Origin of the sequence: Cryobacterium sp. TMT2-17-1 (genome assembly GCF_004402765.1) — a bacterium.
Lineage (GTDB): Bacteria > Actinomycetota > Actinomycetes > Actinomycetales > Microbacteriaceae > Cryobacterium > Cryobacterium sandaracinum.
Window position 1 is genome coordinate 19153 of sequence record NZ_SOGC01000005.1, and the last position, 16338, is coordinate 35490.

At 66.0% G+C, this 16338-nt stretch carries 13 protein-coding genes; 7 read left to right on the forward strand and 6 right to left on the reverse strand.

Translation table 11 applies throughout. The features are described from left to right. Window positions 1-39 precede the first annotated feature (39 nt). Window positions 40-1029 (reverse strand): lipoyl synthase, encoded by a 990-nt coding sequence (gene lipA / locus E3O47_RS00970; protein WP_104101966.1) that lies wholly within the window; start codon window positions 1027-1029, stop codon window positions 40-42. After that, complete coding sequence (gene lipB, locus E3O47_RS00975; protein ID WP_104101969.1) at window positions 1026-1661, reverse strand: lipoyl(octanoyl) transferase LipB; 636 nt, start codon at window positions 1659-1661, stop codon at window positions 1026-1028. The genes lipA and lipB overlap by 4 nt, the downstream gene beginning before the upstream one ends. A gap of 109 nt (window positions 1662-1770) precedes the next feature. Between lipB and E3O47_RS00980 the strand changes: the two genes are divergently transcribed. After that, on the forward strand, window positions 1771-3345 hold the full coding sequence (locus tag E3O47_RS00980) for a protein kinase (protein ID WP_166785297.1): 1575 nt from the start codon (window positions 1771-1773) through the stop codon (window positions 3343-3345). A 29-nt stretch (window positions 3346-3374) separates the two neighbouring features. Here E3O47_RS00980 and E3O47_RS00985 read toward each other — a convergent pair whose 3' ends face one another. The 3 genes from E3O47_RS00985 to E3O47_RS00995 all read right to left on the reverse strand — a co-directional run bounded on the left by E3O47_RS00985 (window position 3375) and on the right by E3O47_RS00995 (window position 7836). Continuing rightward, a complete protein-coding gene (locus E3O47_RS00985; protein ID WP_134419334.1) occupies window positions 3375-4808 on the reverse strand; it encodes a 2-oxo acid dehydrogenase subunit E2 in 1434 nt (477 codons plus the stop codon). 70 nt (window positions 4809-4878) lie between these two features. Next, the gene (gene lpdA / locus E3O47_RS00990) at window positions 4879-6249 is read right to left on the reverse strand and encodes a dihydrolipoyl dehydrogenase (RefSeq protein WP_104101978.1); all 1371 of its coding nucleotides are present in this window, start codon (window positions 6247-6249) and stop codon (window positions 4879-4881) included. Window positions 6250-6348: 99 nt separating this feature from the next. Continuing rightward, window positions 6349-7836 carry a leucyl aminopeptidase gene (locus E3O47_RS00995; protein WP_134419335.1) on the reverse strand — a complete coding sequence of 496 codons (1488 nt, stop codon included), beginning with the start codon at window positions 7834-7836 and terminating at the stop codon, window positions 6349-6351. 96 nt (window positions 7837-7932) lie between these two features. Here E3O47_RS00995 and E3O47_RS01000 point away from each other — a divergent pair, with 96 nt between their 5' ends. The 5 genes from E3O47_RS01000 to E3O47_RS01020 all read left to right on the forward strand — a co-directional run bounded on the left by E3O47_RS01000 (window position 7933) and on the right by E3O47_RS01020 (window position 13786). After that, the gene (locus tag E3O47_RS01000) at window positions 7933-8856 is read left to right on the forward strand and encodes a PAC2 family protein (RefSeq protein WP_134419336.1); all 924 of its coding nucleotides are present in this window, start codon (window positions 7933-7935) and stop codon (window positions 8854-8856) included. A 54-nt stretch (window positions 8857-8910) separates the two neighbouring features. Then, window positions 8911-10245 carry an MFS transporter gene (locus E3O47_RS01005; protein WP_104101987.1) on the forward strand — a complete coding sequence of 445 codons (1335 nt, stop codon included), beginning with the start codon at window positions 8911-8913 and terminating at the stop codon, window positions 10243-10245. A 231-nt stretch (window positions 10246-10476) separates the two neighbouring features. Further along, complete coding sequence (locus E3O47_RS01010; protein WP_134570218.1) at window positions 10477-11784, forward strand: RNA polymerase sigma factor; 1308 nt, start codon at window positions 10477-10479, stop codon at window positions 11782-11784. A gap of 101 nt (window positions 11785-11885) precedes the next feature. Then, window positions 11886-13061: a MurT ligase domain-containing protein gene (locus E3O47_RS01015; RefSeq protein WP_134419337.1), complete on the forward strand. Its 1176-nt coding sequence runs from the start codon at window positions 11886-11888 to the stop codon at window positions 13059-13061. Continuing rightward, window positions 13058-13786, forward strand: a complete 729-nt coding sequence (locus tag E3O47_RS01020) for a cobyric acid synthase (protein WP_134419338.1) — start codon at window positions 13058-13060, stop codon at window positions 13784-13786. Before E3O47_RS01015 ends, E3O47_RS01020 begins: the two co-directional genes overlap by 4 nt. A gap of 55 nt (window positions 13787-13841) precedes the next feature. Here E3O47_RS01020 and E3O47_RS01025 read toward each other — a convergent pair whose 3' ends face one another. Beyond that, complete coding sequence (locus E3O47_RS01025) at window positions 13842-14078, reverse strand: hypothetical protein (RefSeq protein WP_104101999.1); 237 nt, start codon at window positions 14076-14078, stop codon at window positions 13842-13844. A gap of 173 nt (window positions 14079-14251) precedes the next feature. On the opposite strand from E3O47_RS01025, the gene E3O47_RS01030 reads away from it, so the two are divergent. After that, window positions 14252-16333 (forward strand): DNA topoisomerase IV subunit B, encoded by a 2082-nt coding sequence (locus E3O47_RS01030; protein WP_134373798.1) that lies wholly within the window; start codon window positions 14252-14254, stop codon window positions 16331-16333. Window positions 16334-16338: the final 5 nt, after the last annotated feature.

The window sequence follows — 16338 nt, forward strand, 5'->3', positions numbered from 1 at the left end:
ACTACCCAGTCACCCGAATGTCTCGTGACCGATTTTTGATCAGGAGACCGCCTGCGCGAACCCGAGGGATGCGTCCGCCAGGTGGCGCAGTTGCGGCGGAACTTCGCGACCGGTCGCCAGCATGGACTGGGCCCAGAGCCGGCCGGCCCGATAGGACGAGCGCACAAGCGGGCCGGAGAGCACACCAAGGAAACCGATGGCCTCGGCTTCCTCCTTGAGTTCGACGAACTCCTCCGGCTTCACCCAGCGGGCCACGGGCAGATGACGCGCGCTCGGCCGCAGATACTGGGTGATCGTGATGATGTCGGTCCCGGCGTCGTGCAGGTCCTGGAGGGCCTGGCTGACCTCCGCGCGCTCCTCGCCCATGCCCAGGATCAGATTCGATTTCGTGATAAGTCCCGCATCGCGGCCCTGGGTGAGGACGTCCAGGGACCGTTCGTAGCGGAATGCCGGCCGGATTCGCTTGAAGATTCTCGGGACGGTCTCCACATTGTGGCCGAAGACCTCGGGCTGGGCGGAGAAAACCTCGCCGAGGTGGTCCGGGTTGCCGGAGAAGTCCGGGACCAGAATCTCGACGCCGGTTCCGGGACTCTGCTGATGGATCTGCCGGATGGTCTCCGCGTAGAGCCAGGAGCCCTCGTCTGGCAGGTCGTCGCGGGCGACGCCCGTCACCGTGGCGTAGCGCAGATTCATCTTGACGACGGATTCCGCGACACGGCGCGGCTCATCAGTGTCGTACTCGGCAGGTTTGCCGGTATCGATCTGGCAGAAGTCGCACCGCCTCGTGCACTGTGACCCGCCGATCAGGAAGGTCGCCTCGCGGTCTTCCCAGCATTCGAAGATGTTAGGGCAGCCGGCCTCCTGGCACACGGTGTGCAGGTTTTCGCCCTTCACCAGGTTTTGGAGCTTGCGGTACTCCGGTCCCATCTTCGCCACCGTCTTGATCCAGGCGGGCTTACGTTCGATCGGCGTTTCCATATTGCGGATCTCAAGGCGGAGCATCTTGCGTCCCTCGGGCGCCGCGCTCATGCGGACACCGCCCAGACGGTCTCGAACTGGGCCGTGATGGGGGCGATGAGGTCGGCCGGTTTCACGTCGTGGCCGACCATTCTCGAGATGGTGGTGACGCCGGCGTCCTTGATCCCGCAGGCGATGATGTGGTCGTAGGGTTCGAGCGAGTTGTTGCAGTTGAGGGCGAAGCCGTGCATGGTCACTCCTTCCGCGACGCGGATTCCGATGGCGGCGATTTTGTCTTCCCGGCCCTCCGGGCCGACCCAGACTCCTGAACGGCCCGAGATTCGGCAGCCGACGATGTCGAAGCCCAGGAGGGCGTCGATGAGGATCCCCTCGAGGAGGCGCACGTAGCCGACGACGTCGACGGGCTCCCGGAGGCGAATAACCGGATACCCGACCAGCTGCCCGGGGCCGTGCCAGGTGATCTTCCCACCGCGGTCCGCGTCGATGACGGGGGTTCCGTTTCGGGGACGCTCCTCAGGAGCTGTGCGCTTCCCGGCGGTATACACACTCGGATGTTCGAGAAAGATGACGGTGTCCGACCTCTCCCCGGAGACGACGGAACGATGGACTGCGCGTTGGAGCTCAAGGCCCTCAACATACGGCACGGAGTTGGCGCTTAGCCCCGCGACGACAAAGTCGAGCATGCCCTCATCCTAAACCCCGGCGCTCCTCCCCACGGGGTTGGCGGCCCGGTTGTCCCCGAACCGAGTCCGGGTCGGCCGGGAGGGGAGCGGCGAGGCCAGCATGTCCGGTATGAGAACTCGCGGTCGACGCGTCCGCAATCCGGGGCCCGCGTCCCCGCCGCACTCGACCGGCTCGGTACCCGGCGGCGGCCCCACATTGGTCGCAGGCTACCGCGCTCTGCGGCGCTTGGCGTCAACCGACCGGGCCGACCTGTATGTGGGCGTGGCGCCGTCCCCGTCGACCTCGACCGGGGATGAGGCGCGGGGGTGGGAGCAGGGTGGCTCCACGACGTCCGTCGTGCTCAAGGTCTTCCATCCGGGAACGGATGACCTCTCGATCGAACGGGAGGTCCAAGCCCTGACCACCCTGACGGTCGGACGGCTGACCACGCTCGTCGATGTCGGCACCCTGGCCGATGGCCGCACCTGCCTCGTACTGGAACAGCTCACGGGCGGGTCGCTGAGCGGCTTTCTGGAGGGCCGCAGCCACTTGCTTCCCGGGGAGGCGGTCACGATCCTGGCGCCGATCGCGGCCGCATTGGCGGAGCTGCAGGCCATCGGCCTGATCCATCCGGCCGTCAGCCTCGCGAGCATTCTCTTCGACTCCAGCGGGCGCCCGGTCCTGACCGGGCTGGGAGAGCTCCGGGCGCTGCCCGAGGCCGGTCGCGGGCGGTCCGAGGCGCTCGCCCTGGTGCACGGCCGGCTCGCGCAGGTCATCCGGACGGTGCTCGACCACGTCGATCCCGTCGTGCCGGTCCCGACGGTCCTCCGCGACCTGGAACGGTGGTGTGCGGTGCCGGCCGCTGGCTCGGCGGCCCGCACCTGGGGCGAGGTCGAGCATCTCCTGTTCGCCTGGGCCGAGGCCAGGCCGGTGAGGCTGGGTCGGAGCCCCGAGGCCGTCAGCGGGCCGCAACCGGCCGTCGACTGGCTCCGGAGACCTCTGAGTGACGATTTCGTCGGATGTGCTCCCACGGAGAAGGTCCGCTTTGCCGCAGAGGATCCCCGGGCCAAACGGATGCTCGGCAGCCGGGTCTCGCGTGCTCGCACGGCGGTTGGCCGGCTGTGGGAAGGTCACCCGGCCGGTGGGCTGAAGTCGCTGCTGGGCCGGCGGTTCCGCCTCCGCCGTGGGCCGCTGCTCCTCGTGGCCCTCGTGGCCCTGTTGAGTACGGGACTGGCGGTGATGGCGCTGGCCGCGGGTGGATCCGCACACACCGACGGAGCGCGGCCGGAGGGCTCCTCAAAGCTGGCCGGGTCGACCACCGCTGACGGCGACGAAGTAGGCGGCGACGGGTCTCCCCGAGAGGAAGCCGTGGTGACCGGTGACGACCCGGTGGTCGCGCTTCCGGCCCTGCTGCGGGTCCGCAGCCGGTGCCTTGCGGAGGTTTCGGTGGTCTGCCTCGATGCCGTGCACCAGGCGCAATCGGCGGCTCTGGCGGCCGACAGCTACACCCTGCGCATGATGCAACAGGGCGGCGAGGTCGCCGAATTCGAGGATTGGTCGTCGTGGGCGGCGGTTCTGGTGGAGCGAATGGGGGATGTCGCGCTCGTGTCGCTTCAGGCCCCGGATGCAGAACGACAGCCGGCCTCGGTCCTTGTGATCAAGGGCGAGGCCGGCTGGCGAATCAGGGATATTTTCGACTACTAGTCAAGGTCCGGTCTCACGGACGACATCGACTAGATGCCGAGGTTTGCTTCGAAGGCACCTGCCTCGAGACGCTGCTTCATGGTGACGAGGAAGCGTGAAGCATCCGCGCCGTCAATGATGCGGTGATCATAGGACAGAGCCAGGAACACGGTCGAGCGGATCGCGATCGCGTCGAGGCCACCCTGGCTGACGACGATGGGCTTCTTGTAGACAACCCCGGTGCCGAGGATGGCGCTCTGCGGCAGGAAGACGACCGGGGTGTCGAAGAGCGCACCGCGCGAACCGGTGTTGGTCAGCGTGAACGTTCCACCAGACAGTTCGTCGGGCTTGAGCTTGTTGTCGCGGGTGCGCTGAGCGAGATCGGCGATCTGAGCGGCGAATCCGGCCAGATCGAGTTCGCCCGCGTTGCGCACGACCGGGGTCAGCAGGCCGCGTTCGGTATCGACCGCAATGCTGATGTTCTCCTGGCTCGGGTACACGATCGTGTCGCCGTTAATGGTGGCGTTGATGATTGGGTTGGCCTGAAGTGCCTCGGCTGCAGCGAGAGCGAAGAACGGCAGAAAGGACAGCTTGTTACCCGTCTTGGCGTGAAAATCGGCCTTCACCTGGTCGCGAAGAATCGCGACCCGGGTCACGTCGACCTCGACCACCGTGGTCAGCTGAGCCGATGACTGCATCGAGATGACGGCGCGTTCGGCGACGACCTTGCGCAGACGCGACATGGGCTGGGTGGTCCCGCGCAGGGCGGAAACCTCCACGGCCGGAGCTGTTGCTGCAGTCGTCCCGACGGGAGCGCTGACCTGGGCGAGCGCGATGTCTTCCTTGCGGATGCGTCCACCGACACCGGTTCCGACCACGCGAGACAGATCGACACCGGCCTCGTTCGCGAGTTTGCGGACGATGGGGGTGACGTAGCCGGATGTTCCCGCGTGCGATCCGCGGGAGACGGCCGGCTCCGGCGCGACCACGGGGGCAGCGGCAGGTGCTGGGGCGGCGACGGGGGCAGCGACAGGAGCCGCAGCAGCAACGGGTGCCGCGACCGGTGTGGGCGCGAACACCGGTGCGGGTGCAGCGACCGGTGCGGGTGCCGCGACCGGTTCGGGTGCTGCAACGGGTGCGGGTGCCGCCACGGGTGCGGGGGCGGCCACCGGTGCCGGCGCTTCCGCGACGGGCTCGGGAGCGTCCACCGGCGCAGGCGCTTCCGCGACGGGAGCGGAGGCACCGGAACCGTCACCGATCGTGACCAGCGGAGTTCCGACCTCGACGGTCTCATCTTCCTGAACCAGGATGGCCTCGATCACGCCGGCAATGGGGGACGGGATTTCCGTGTCCACCTTGTCGGTCGATACTTCCAGCAGCGGCTCGTCGACTTCGACGCGGTCTCCCACGTTCTTCAGCCAGCGGGTGACCGTACCCTCTGTGACACTCTCACCGAGTGCCGGGAGGTTAACGGATTCGCTCATGCGATTGTCTCCTTCAAAACGAATTGTCTGTAATTAGAGTACTGAGTGTCTGAATGCAGAGGTTCGACGGCTACGCGTGAAGCGGCTTGCCGGCCAGCGCCAGGAAGGCCTCGCCGAGTGCCTCGTTCTGGGTGGGGTGCGCGTGCAGGAACGGGGCGATGTCTTCCGGGTAGGCCTCCCAGTTCACCACCAACTGTCCCTCACCGATCAGCTCGCCGACGCGGGCGCCGATCATGTGGACACCGAGGATGGGGCCGTCTTTGACCCGGACGAGCTTGATGGAGCCACTCGTGCCGAGGATGGAGCTCTTGCCGTTTCCACCCAGGTTGTACTCGACGGTGGAGATCTGGTCGGCGCCGAACTTTTCGGCAGCCTTGGCCTCCGAGTAGCCAACGGAGGCGATCTCCGGGTCGCTATAGGTGACCTTGGGGATGTTGAGGTCGTCGACGACGATCGGGTTGAGACCGGCGATCTCCTCGGCGACGAAGATGCCTTGCTGGAATCCGCGGTGCGCGAGCTGCAGGCCGGGGACGATGTCGCCCACGGCGAAGACGCCGGGGATGTTGGTCGCGAGGCGCTCGTCGGTCAGGACGAAGCCGCGGTCCATGGTGACGCCGACCTCCTCGAAGCCGAGTCCGGCGGTCGACGGGCCACGCCCGACGGCGACGAGCAGAATCTCCGCCTCGATGACGGTGCCGTCCTCCAGGGTGATGACGACGCCGTTCTCGTGCTGAGTGACGCTCTGGAACCGGATGCCGAGCGAGTATTCGATGCCACGCTTTCGGAAGGCGCGCTCCAGCTGCTTGGAGATGGACTCTTCCTCGTTGGGAACCAGGTGGGGAAGTGCCTCGATGATGGTGACGTCGGCACCGAAGGACTTCCAGACGCTCGCGAATTCGGCGCCGATGACGCCGCCGCCGAGCACGGCGACCTTCTTCGGGACGAACTCGAGCTCGAGGGCGTGCTCGCTGGTCATGACTCGACCGCCGATGGCGAGCCCCGGCAGGGAGCGGGAGTAGGAGCCTGTCGCGAGGACGATGTTCTTACCCACGATGGTGTCGGCACCGACCTGCACGGTGTTCGGCGAAATCAGTCGACCTTCACCTTCGATCACTGTGATGCCGCGCGACTTGATCAGACCCTGCAGCCCCTTGAACTTCGACGCCACAATACTCTTGCGGAACGCGTTCACGGCGGGCATGTCGATGCCCTCGAACTGCGTTTTGACACCATACTTCGCGGCGTCGCGGCTGAAATCGGCCACCTCGGCCGAGTGCAGAAGTGCCTTGGTCGGGATGCAACCGAGGTGCAGACAGGTTCCGCCGAGTTTGCCTTTTTCGATCAGGCCAACGGTGAGCCCCAGCTGAACGGCACGCAATGCGGCCGCGTAGCCACCGCTTCCGCCGCCGAGAACGACAAGGTCAAAATTCTGTTCCGACACCCAGATACTCCCTCATACATCACAACCCGGTCTGCCCGCAGCGAGGATACGCATCCGGGCAGGCGAGAGTGGGCGAGATTTCTCGCCCACTCGACTGTACTACGGGCGCGAAAAGTCCTCGGCCAGTCGGAGCAGAGTCCGAACCGAGATTCCGGTCGGCCCGGCATTCGTGAATCCCCACCCGCTGCCGGTGTTGTGGGCCGGCCCGGCGATGTCCAGGTGGGCCCACGGGATCGTCTCGGTGCCGTCCCCGTTGCCGCGGGTTCCGATGAACTCCTGCAGGAATACTCCGGCGAGCAGCATGCCGCCGTGGGTGCTGCCGATCTTCGCGTTGGCGATGTCGGCGACATCCGAGTTGAGTAGAGGGCGCAGTTCCTCGGGAAGCGGCATCGGCCACACCAGCTCACCCACCGATTTGCCGGCGGTGAGCACCCGGGCGACCAGGGCATCCTCACCCATGGCGGCGTAGTAGCGGGTGCCGAGTGCGACGAGGGCGGCGCCGGTCAGCGTCGCCACGTCCACGATCGCATCCGGGCACTCCTCGCCGGCCGCGACGAGACCGTCCGCAAGAACCAGGCGACCCTCCGCATCCGTGTTCAGCACCTCGACCGTGCGGCCTCCGCGGATCCGCAACACGTCGTTGGGTCGGATGGCCGAGCCGGACGGCATGTTCTCCGCGATGCAGAGCCAGGCGGTGATGCGCACGTTGAGCCCCAGGCGGGCGGCCGCCAGGGTCACGGCCAGCACGGTCGCCGCGCCGGTCATGTCGTATTTCATACCGACCATGGATGCCGGCGGCTTCAGTGAGAGTCCGCCGGTGTCGAAGGTGATGCCCTTGCCGACCAGGGCAATGTGCTGCGTCGCGCCCTCCGGCGTGTAGCTGACCTTGACCAGGCGCGGCGGCCGACTGGAACCTTGGCCGACGCCCGCGATCCCGCCGAAACCATCCGCGGCCAGCTCCGCCTCGTCCCAGACGCGCACGGCGACGGGAAGGCCCGCGGCGGCGTCCATGGACAGGCGCGCGAGTGCCTCCGGGTAGAGGTCGGAGGGCGGCATGTTGACCAGGTCCTTGACCAGGTTGACGGCCTCGGCGATGACTCCGACGCGGGTGGAGGCTCCGGCCGCCTCCGCGGCGGTGTGCACCGTGATCTCCTGCGCCGGGATCTTGGTCGCGGCGAGCGAGTTCTGCCGGTACGCGGTGTAATAGTACGCACCGAGCGCGGCACCCTCAAGGACGGCCTCCGCTTGGGCATCCGTGGTCATGGGGAAGGCGAAGGCAACCGAGGTCACGCCGGTCAGCTGGCGAACGGCCGACCCGGCAGCATGGCGCAGCGCATCGACCGTGACCTCCTTGCCGATTCCGACAACGGCGATGCTGCGGGCGTTGCCGATCGACGCAGGCAGTCGCACCACCTGATCGCGACCACCCGTGATACCCAGGGGGGCGAGTTGGTCCGCGAGGCCGGCGAAGGCGGCGTCAGCGAACAGGGCGGCGGAGTCGCCGGACTGGAGCGCCCCGACAATGAGAACGTCCACCTCCGATTCGAGGGCGGGTGCTGCGGATATGGTCAGACGGGGTGCGTTCATCCCCCGATCGTACGCTCCGGGTGTGTTCGCTCTCGGCATCACGGCGGGGTCGTCGATTCCCGCACCGCCCGGAATTTGGCGCTTACAGTTAATGTCATGCGGGATTCTGGCGACATTTACGAGCTGACTGCGGACGCGCAAAACGTCCCGGAGGGGCTCCACCTTGTGGCGGGTCTGACGGGCTTCGCGGATGCCGGTGGCGCCGTCTCGCAATTCACGGAATACCTTCTGGAAACCCTTGACCACACCGTCGTCGCGACCTTCGACGCCGACGTGCTGCTCGACTACCGGGCGCGGCGGCCGATCATCCAGTTCGACCAGGACCACCTCACCGACTATCAGCCTCCCGCCCTGAGGGTGTACCAGGCCCGGGACGAGATCGGCCAGCCGTTCCTGCTTCTGACCGGCTTCGAGCCGGATTTCCGCTGGGAACAGTTCACCGCCGCGGTGCTGCAGCTTGAGCGCCGCTTCAAGGTGGCCTCCACAACCTGGGTGCACGCGATTCCGATGCCGGTCCCGCACACCCGTCCGATCGGCGTGACCGTCAGCGGAAACCGGTCCGATCTGGTCGAGAGCATGTCGGTCTGGCGTCCGAACACCCAGGTTCCGGCGAACGCGCTGCACCTGGTGGAATACCGGCTGCAGGAGGCTGGCGCCTCCGTCGTCGGGTTCGTACTGCTGATCCCGCACTATCTGGCCGACACGGAATTCCCCCTCGCCGCCCTCGCAGCCCTGGACAGCACGAGTGCCTCCACCGGGCTGATCTTCCCCACCGATCGGGTGCGAGAGAAGAACCGCGAGTTCGTCGCCCGCATCGACGAGCAAGTGCGGGACAACCCCGAGCTGGGCAAGCTCGTCGGCACGCTCGAAGAGCGCTACGACGCCTATATGGAGGGCAGCACGCTGCGCTCCCCACTGACCGACGAGGCCGGCGAATTGCCCAGCGCCGATGAGATCGCCGCCGAACTGGAGAACTTCCTCGCCACCCGGCGCAGCAGAGACGACGGTTCGCCGGCCTGATCCGCCGCGCGTCGCCGTGAATCCGGATGCTTCGGCGCGGGTAAGTTTGGGGCAATGAACTCGCGCCGATCCTGGTTGATCTTTTACGTCGGATCGTTCGCGTACCTCTCCGCCGTCCTGCAGCGCTCTTCCCTCGGGATCGCCGGTGTCGCCGCCACCGAACGGTTCGGCGGGTCTGCCGCGCTGCTGTCGAGCCTCGCCGTCGTGCAACTCGCCGTCTATGCGGCGGCACAGATTCCGGTGGGCGTCCTGATCGATCGGTACGGGCCTCGCGTGCTGGTGGCCTCCGGGACAGGGCTGATGGTGGTCGGCCAGACCACGCTCGCCTTCGCCCCCGACATCCCGATTGCCGTGCTCGGGCGCATCCTCGTCGGTGCCGGCGACGCCGCCATCTTCATCTCGATGATTCGTCTCATCGCCTCGTGGTTCTCCGGACGCATCGTTCCTCAGCTCTCGCAGTGGCTGGGCAACATCGGTCAGCTCGGCCAGGTGCTGTCCGCCCTACCGCTGGCGTGGGTGCTGCACACCTGGGGGTGGACGCCGACGTTCCTCTCCGCCGCCTCGGTTGCCGTGTTGGCCCTGATCGTGGTCATCGTCGTGGTGACGGACCAGCCGGAGCGCGCATCCATGCAGAACCGGACCACCAGCTGGCGTGGCGCGCTACTGCAGCTCACACACAGTTTCAAGCGGCCTGGAACCCAGCTCGGCTTCTGGTCGCACTACGTCACACAGTCCTCCGGAACCGTCTTCACCCTGCTCTGGGGATTCCCTTTCATGGTGTACGGACTTGGCTACGACCCGTCCCTCGCCGCGGCGATGCTGATGGTCCTGGTGGGTGCCGGCATGGTGTGCGGGCCGATCCTGGGGATCCTGACGGCGCGCTTTCCGCTGCGCCGCAGCACCATCGTGCTCGGCGTCGTCGCGCTGATGGGCGCGGCCTGGGCCGCGGTGCTGCTGTGGCCGGAGCAGCCGCCGTTCTGGTTGATGCTGGTGCTGCTCGTCGCACTTGGCATCGGGGGACCCGGCTCACTGATCGGCTTCGATTTCGCGCGCACCTTCAACCCCCAGCGCAGCCACGGCTCGGCGAACGGCGTCGTGAACGTGGGCGGCTTCACCGCCAGTTTCGTGATGGTCTACCTCATCGGGCTACTGCTTGACCTGCAGGACGGCTGGCGCACCGCCAGGGGGGAGGTGAGCGATCTGTATTCGCTCGACTCCTTTCGGGTTGCGTTTTCTGTGCAGTTCCTGGTTGTGGGACTCGGCGTGATTTTCCTGCTGCACGCCCGGGCCCGCACCCGCAGCCAGCTGTCCCGCGACGAGGGAGTGGAAGTCGCGCCGCTCTGGGTCGCCGTGGCGCGGGCATGGCGCCGGAGGCAGCAGCCTGAATAGCTGCGCGCCTGGCTTGTCTCCTACACAAAGCATGCAATAATTGTCAATAGGGCCCGTTCTGGTCCTGGGAGCAACGACAGCAGTGTCGGTGTGAATAGCCCGGGACTTGACATGGGTCCTAGTACTGCCCAAAATCCAAACTGCCCAGGCTCCTCTCCCGCTAGACCCACCCGGTCGGGACCCGCTTGGCAGCGCCGCAGGCTCCCGCGCCACGGCATGAGAGGTGTTCGAATGGCAACCCGCAAAAAAATCGAGCAGACCGAAGAACTCACCGTGAGCACCACTGAGGTTTCAGACGCAGTTGCGCCGGCAGCCAAGGCCGCCGCGAAGAAGCCGACCAAGGCCGCTCTGGCCAAGGCCGCTACTGCGGCAGCGGCCGCAGTAAGCGGTGAAGAGAAGCCCGCGCCGCGCAAGCGCGCCGCCAGCACGAAGGCGAAGGCCAAGCCGGCATCTGACGAACACGATGAGGCCGCCCGCGGAGATGACGCGGATGCCGACGACGACTCCGACGAGGCCAAAAAGAAGCGCGCAGCATCCACCGAGGCGCTCCCGAGCGGCGCCCTGGTACTGTCACTGGTCGACGACGACGACGAGGTGCCGGTTTACTCCAGTGCAATCACGGGCGCGACGGCCGACCCTGTCAAGGACTACCTGAAGCAGATCGGCAAGGTCGCCCTGCTGAACGCCGCCGAAGAGGTCGAGCTCGCGATGCGAATCGAAGCCGGGCTCTTCGCCGAAGACAAGATGTCCCAGATGAGCGACGCCGAGAAGAAGAGCGCCCTCGGACGCGAGCTCATGTGGGTCGCCAAAGACGGCGCCCGCGCCAAAAGCCACCTCCTGGGGGCAAACCTTCGCCTGGTCGTCTCGCTCGCCAAGCGCTACACGGGCCGCGGCATGCAATTCCTCGACCTGATCCAGGAGGGCAACCTGGGCCTCATCCGTGCCGTCGAAAAATTCGACTACACCAAGGGCTTCAAGTTCTCCACCTACGCGACCTGGTGGATCCGTCAGGCGATCACGCGTGCGATGGCCGACCAGGCCCGCACGATCCGTATTCCAGTGCACATGGTCGAGGTCATCAACAAACTCGCCCGCGTCCAGCGCCAGATGCTTCAGGACCTCGGCCGGGAGCCCACCCCGGAAGAGCTGAGCCGCGAACTGGATATGACCCCGGAGAAGGTCGTCGAAGTCCAGAAGTACGGCCGCGAACCCATCTCCCTGCACACTCCGCTCGGTGAGGACGGCGACAGCGAGTTCGGCGACCTGATCGAGGACACGGAAGCCGTTGTGCCTGCGGACGCCGTCGGGTTCACGATGTTGCAGAAGCAGCTGGAAAGCCTGCTCGACTCGCTCTCCGAACGAGAAGCCGGCGTCATCCGCATGCGCTTCGGCCTCGGGGACGGCATGCCGAAGACCCTCGACCAGATCGGCGACACGTTCGGCGTGACGCGTGAGCGCATCCGTCAGATCGAGTCGAAGACCATGGCCAAACTGCGTCACCCCTCACGGTCGCAGTCCCTACGCGACTACCTCGAGTAGAGCTCGTTTTGCGCTATGCACCGGCGATTCTTCTGGGACGCATCGTACGGAAATTGGCCCGGTGGCGGAAGCCGGGCGGCGGATCCGCGATCCCGGGTCTCGTGGTCAACAGGATCGCACCCGGATTCCTTCCGCGCAGCCTGAACAGCTTTCCGGGCGGCCTGGTCATCGTCACCGGGTCCAGCGGCAAATCAACGACGACCAAGATGCTGGTCGCAGCGCTCCGCGCTCACGGTACCGTTGTCTTCACCAACCAGTCCACGGCCAACATCAGCCAGGGTCTTACCTCCGCGCTGCTCGAGCAGGCCAGCCTGAGCGGTCATATCGCGGGCGACATCGCCGTGTTGGAGATGGATGAGGGCCACGGAGCCCTGATCTCTGGTACGTTGACGCCGCGCGTCGTTGCGCTGACGAACGTCATGGTCGACCAGATCGACCGATTTCATGACTCGAACATGGTCGCGGCCATGCTCGCCAAGATCGCCGCCAGAGCCACCGGAACCGTCGTGGTCAACGCGGACGACCAGTATTTGACCGACCTCGCCGCACGCCTGCCCGTTTCCTCGGCAGTCGCGCGCTACGGCGTGTCCGCCGACGTTCTCGCCGACAATCCGCGGGGCTTAGGCTACAGTGCGACCACCGCCACCAGGCTGGACGCGGGGGAGGGGATGCTCCTCACCTCGGTGCAGGGCCGCCGCGCCACCGTAAGCATTGCGGGTGTGGATTACCCGCTCGGGTTGCCCGCCCGCGGAACGCACTATGCCGTCGACGCCCTGACCGCGCTGTGCACGGCGCAGGCCGCGCTCGGCGACCGCTTCGATCCGGTGCTGGCCATCAACGCCATCTCGGCCATCCCACCGGTCTTCGGCCGTGGTGAGATCGTCACGGTTCGAGGCCAGCAGGTGGAATTCGTACTGGTGCAGAACCCGGCCAGTTTTCAGCTGAACGTCGACAGCCTCGAGCCGAAGACCGAGCAGATCCTCATCGCAATCGGGTCAGACGTGCGCGACCCGTCCTACTTTTGGCCCGTCAACACCTCGGGTCTGGGCCGGGTCCGTATTGCATCCGGTTCGAAGGCGCACGATATTGCCCTTCAGCTGGTATACGACGACGTCATCGTCGACCGCATCGAGCCGAACCTGGGCCTGGCCCTGGACGATTTCCTGGCCCTGCCCGAACCGCTGGCGGGTTTGAAGACGATCATCTTCTCCGCAGACTCCATGCGACGCACCAGGACGCATCTGGGGCTCGTCACCAACAAGGAGGAGCAGGAATGACCCGTCCGCTCTCGATCGTGTCGCTGCTTCCCGAACTCCTGGGCACCAACGGCGATGCCGCCAACGCCCGCGTTCTCGCCCAGCGGGCCCGATGGGCCGGTGCCGACGCCACGGTCGTGGAGGTGCGCTCCGCGGCCGATCTGCCGGACCAAGTCGATGCCGTCGTCGTCGGATCGGGCTCCGACTCCGACATGGTGCGCGCCAGGGACATCCTCGGGACGATGACCACGGAGCTACGCACCTGGGCCACCGCGGGTGTCCCCATCCTCCTGGTCGGAACCGGCTGGGAACTTCTGAGCTGGGGAATCGAACTCGCCGACGGATCCGTTGTCGAGGGGCTGGGCATCGTGGCCGGTCGCGCCGTCCCGATGTCGGCACGGGCCACGGATGACATCGTGGTCGCCTCCCGGTTCGGACGTCTGATCGGTTTCGAAAATCATCGGCGCAGCTATGACGGTGGCGAGGCGGCGCCGCTCGGCCAGGTGCTCTCCGGATCGGGCAATGGCGCGGGTGCGGAGGGACTGGTCATGGGTAGCGTCGTCGGGACCCATCTTCACGGTCCCGTTCTCGCCAAAAACCCCGGACTGGCCGACCACCTGCTGCGTGCGGCCTTCGCTCGTATCGGTCACGAGTATTTGCCCGGTGACGATTCACTGGCTGCCGACGACATGGCACGAGCCGCACGCAATCAGATTGCGGTGCGGCTCGGACTCCCCATGGAATAGAAGCCCATCGGCCGGTCGCAGGACCGCTAGAGCTGCCTGAGGCCGACCGATACCGCTAGGAGCGCTGGTCCTCGAGGAGGCGGCTCGACTCGTCGTGCCAGCTCTCCGCGATGGCGGCGAGCTTCTCCTGGTGCTTACGGCCGTGGTGCGCGCAGAACAGCAGTTCGCTGTTGTTCACCACCACACGAATGTAGGCCTGGGCTCCACATGCATCACAGCGGTCTGCCGCGGTGAGCTGGTGGGGAGCCTTCTCGTTGTTGACGGCACCATTTGCGGCTGCGATCTGGGACATGGTTTCCTCCTCCAGACTGATACCAACTGATACCAATTTAACCTGTACCTAATGGAAACACGGTCTGGCAAGGTTATCGAGTCGGTTGCCCGTTATTTCGCTCACCGCGTAGCGCACTTCAATCGGGTGTTGATGACCGGGGGGAGGGCGTTGGTTCGGTATTCTTGATCGTTGTGAGTTCTTCTGATTATTCTGCCCGCCACCTGTCAGTCCTCGAAGGACTGGAAGCGGTTCGCAAACGCCCGGGCATGTACATCGGGTCCACCGACTCGCGCGGCCTCATGCACTGTCTCTGGGAGATCATCGACAATTCGGTCGACGAGGCACTGGGCGGCTTCGGCACCAGCATCGACATCGTGCTCCATGCTGACGAGAGCGTGGAGGTGCGCGACACGGCTCGGGGCGTTCCGGTTGACATCGAGCCGAAGACGGGACTGACCGGCGTCGAGGTCGTCTTCACCAAACTGCATGCCGGCGGCAAATTCGGCAGCGGATCGTATGCCGCGTCCGGTGGCCTCCACGGCGTGGGCGCATCCGTCGTCAATGCCCTGTCCGAGCGCCTCGATGTCGAGGTCGACCGTGACGGCAAGACCTGGGCCATGTCGTTCCACCGCGGCGAACCCGGGATTTTCGCGGACTCGGGGAAGAAGAGCCCCGACGCGCCGTTCACGCCCTTTGAGAAGCAGAGCGAACTACGCGTCATCGGCAAGGTCAAGCGCGGTGTGACCGGGACGCGGGTGCGCTACTGGGCCGACCGTCAGATCTTCACGAAGGGTGCGTCGTTTCAGACCGAGGAATTGCTCGAGCGAGCGCGTCAGACGGCCTTTCTCGTCCCGGGCCTGGGGATCGAGATCGTAGACGAGCGCACAGACGTGCACGTGCTCGAGTCCTTCATGTTCGAGGGCGGGATCTCGGAGTTCGTCGATCACCTCGCCACCGACAGCCCGATCACCGACACTTGGCGACTGACCGGAAACGGGACCTTCCGGGAGACTGTCCCGGTGCTGACCCCGACGGGTGCCATGGTGCCTACCGAGCTGGTCCGGGACTGTGCCGTGGATATCGCCCTCCGTTGGGGGACAGGTTACGATACGGTCGTCCGCAGCTTCGTGAACATCATCGCCACCCCGAAGGGCGGAACGCACCAGGCCGGGTTCGACGCGGGCCTGCTCAAGTTCTTGCGTGCGCAGGTCGAGCTGAACGCTCGACGGCTCAAAATGGGGTCGGACAAGCTGGAGAAGGACGACGTGATGGCCGGCCTCACAGCAGTGCTCACCGTGCGGCTTCCCGAGCCTCAATTCGAGGGGCAGACCAAGGAGGTGCTCGGCACCCCCGCGGTTCGCGCCATCGTGGCCAACGTAGTCGCCCAAGCCATGAACGAGCGTTTCGTGTCCACGAAGCGCGACGACAAAACGCAGGCCGCGGTGGTGCTGGACAAGATCGTGGCCGAGATGAAATCGCGAATCTCGGCTCGCGCCCACAAGGAAACCCAGCGCCGGAAGAACGCGCTGGAGAGCTCGTCCCTGCCCGCGAAACTGGTCGACTGCCGCAGCAATGATGTCTCGACGAGCGAGCTCTTCATCGTCGAAGGAGATTCCGCCCTGGGCACGGCCAAGCTCGCCCGGGACAGCGAGCACCAGGCACTCCTCCCCATTCGCGGCAAGATCCTGAACGTGCAAAAGGCATCCGTTGCCGACATGCTGTCGAACGTCGAGTGCGCGTCGATCATCCAGGTGATCGGCGCCGGGTCCGGACGAAGTTTCGACCTGTCAGCCGCGCGCTACGGCAAGGTCATCATCATGAGCGACGCGGATGTCGACGGCGCGCACATCCGCACGCTGCTGCTTACTCTGTTCTTCCGCTACATGCGCCCGATGATCACGGAGGGACGCGTTTTCGCGGCCGTACCGCCGCTCCACCGGGTCGTGGTGATGAACCCGGGCACGAAGCCGAACGAGACCATCTACACATATTCGGAGGTGGAGCTTCAGGCCGTGCTCGCCGGACTCAAGAAAAGCGGCAAGCGCTACCAGGATCCGATCCAGCGCTACAAGGGCCTCGGCGAAATGGATGCCGACCAGCTCGCGACGACGACGATGGAGCGGGCGCATCGCACGCTGCGCCGCGTGCGGGTCGCCGACGCGGAGATGGCCGGAAACGTCTTCGAGCTTCTGATGGGCAACGACGTCGCGCCGCGCAAGGAATTCATCATCGAGAGCTCGGACAAACTGAGTCGCGACCGTATCGACGTGTGACGCCC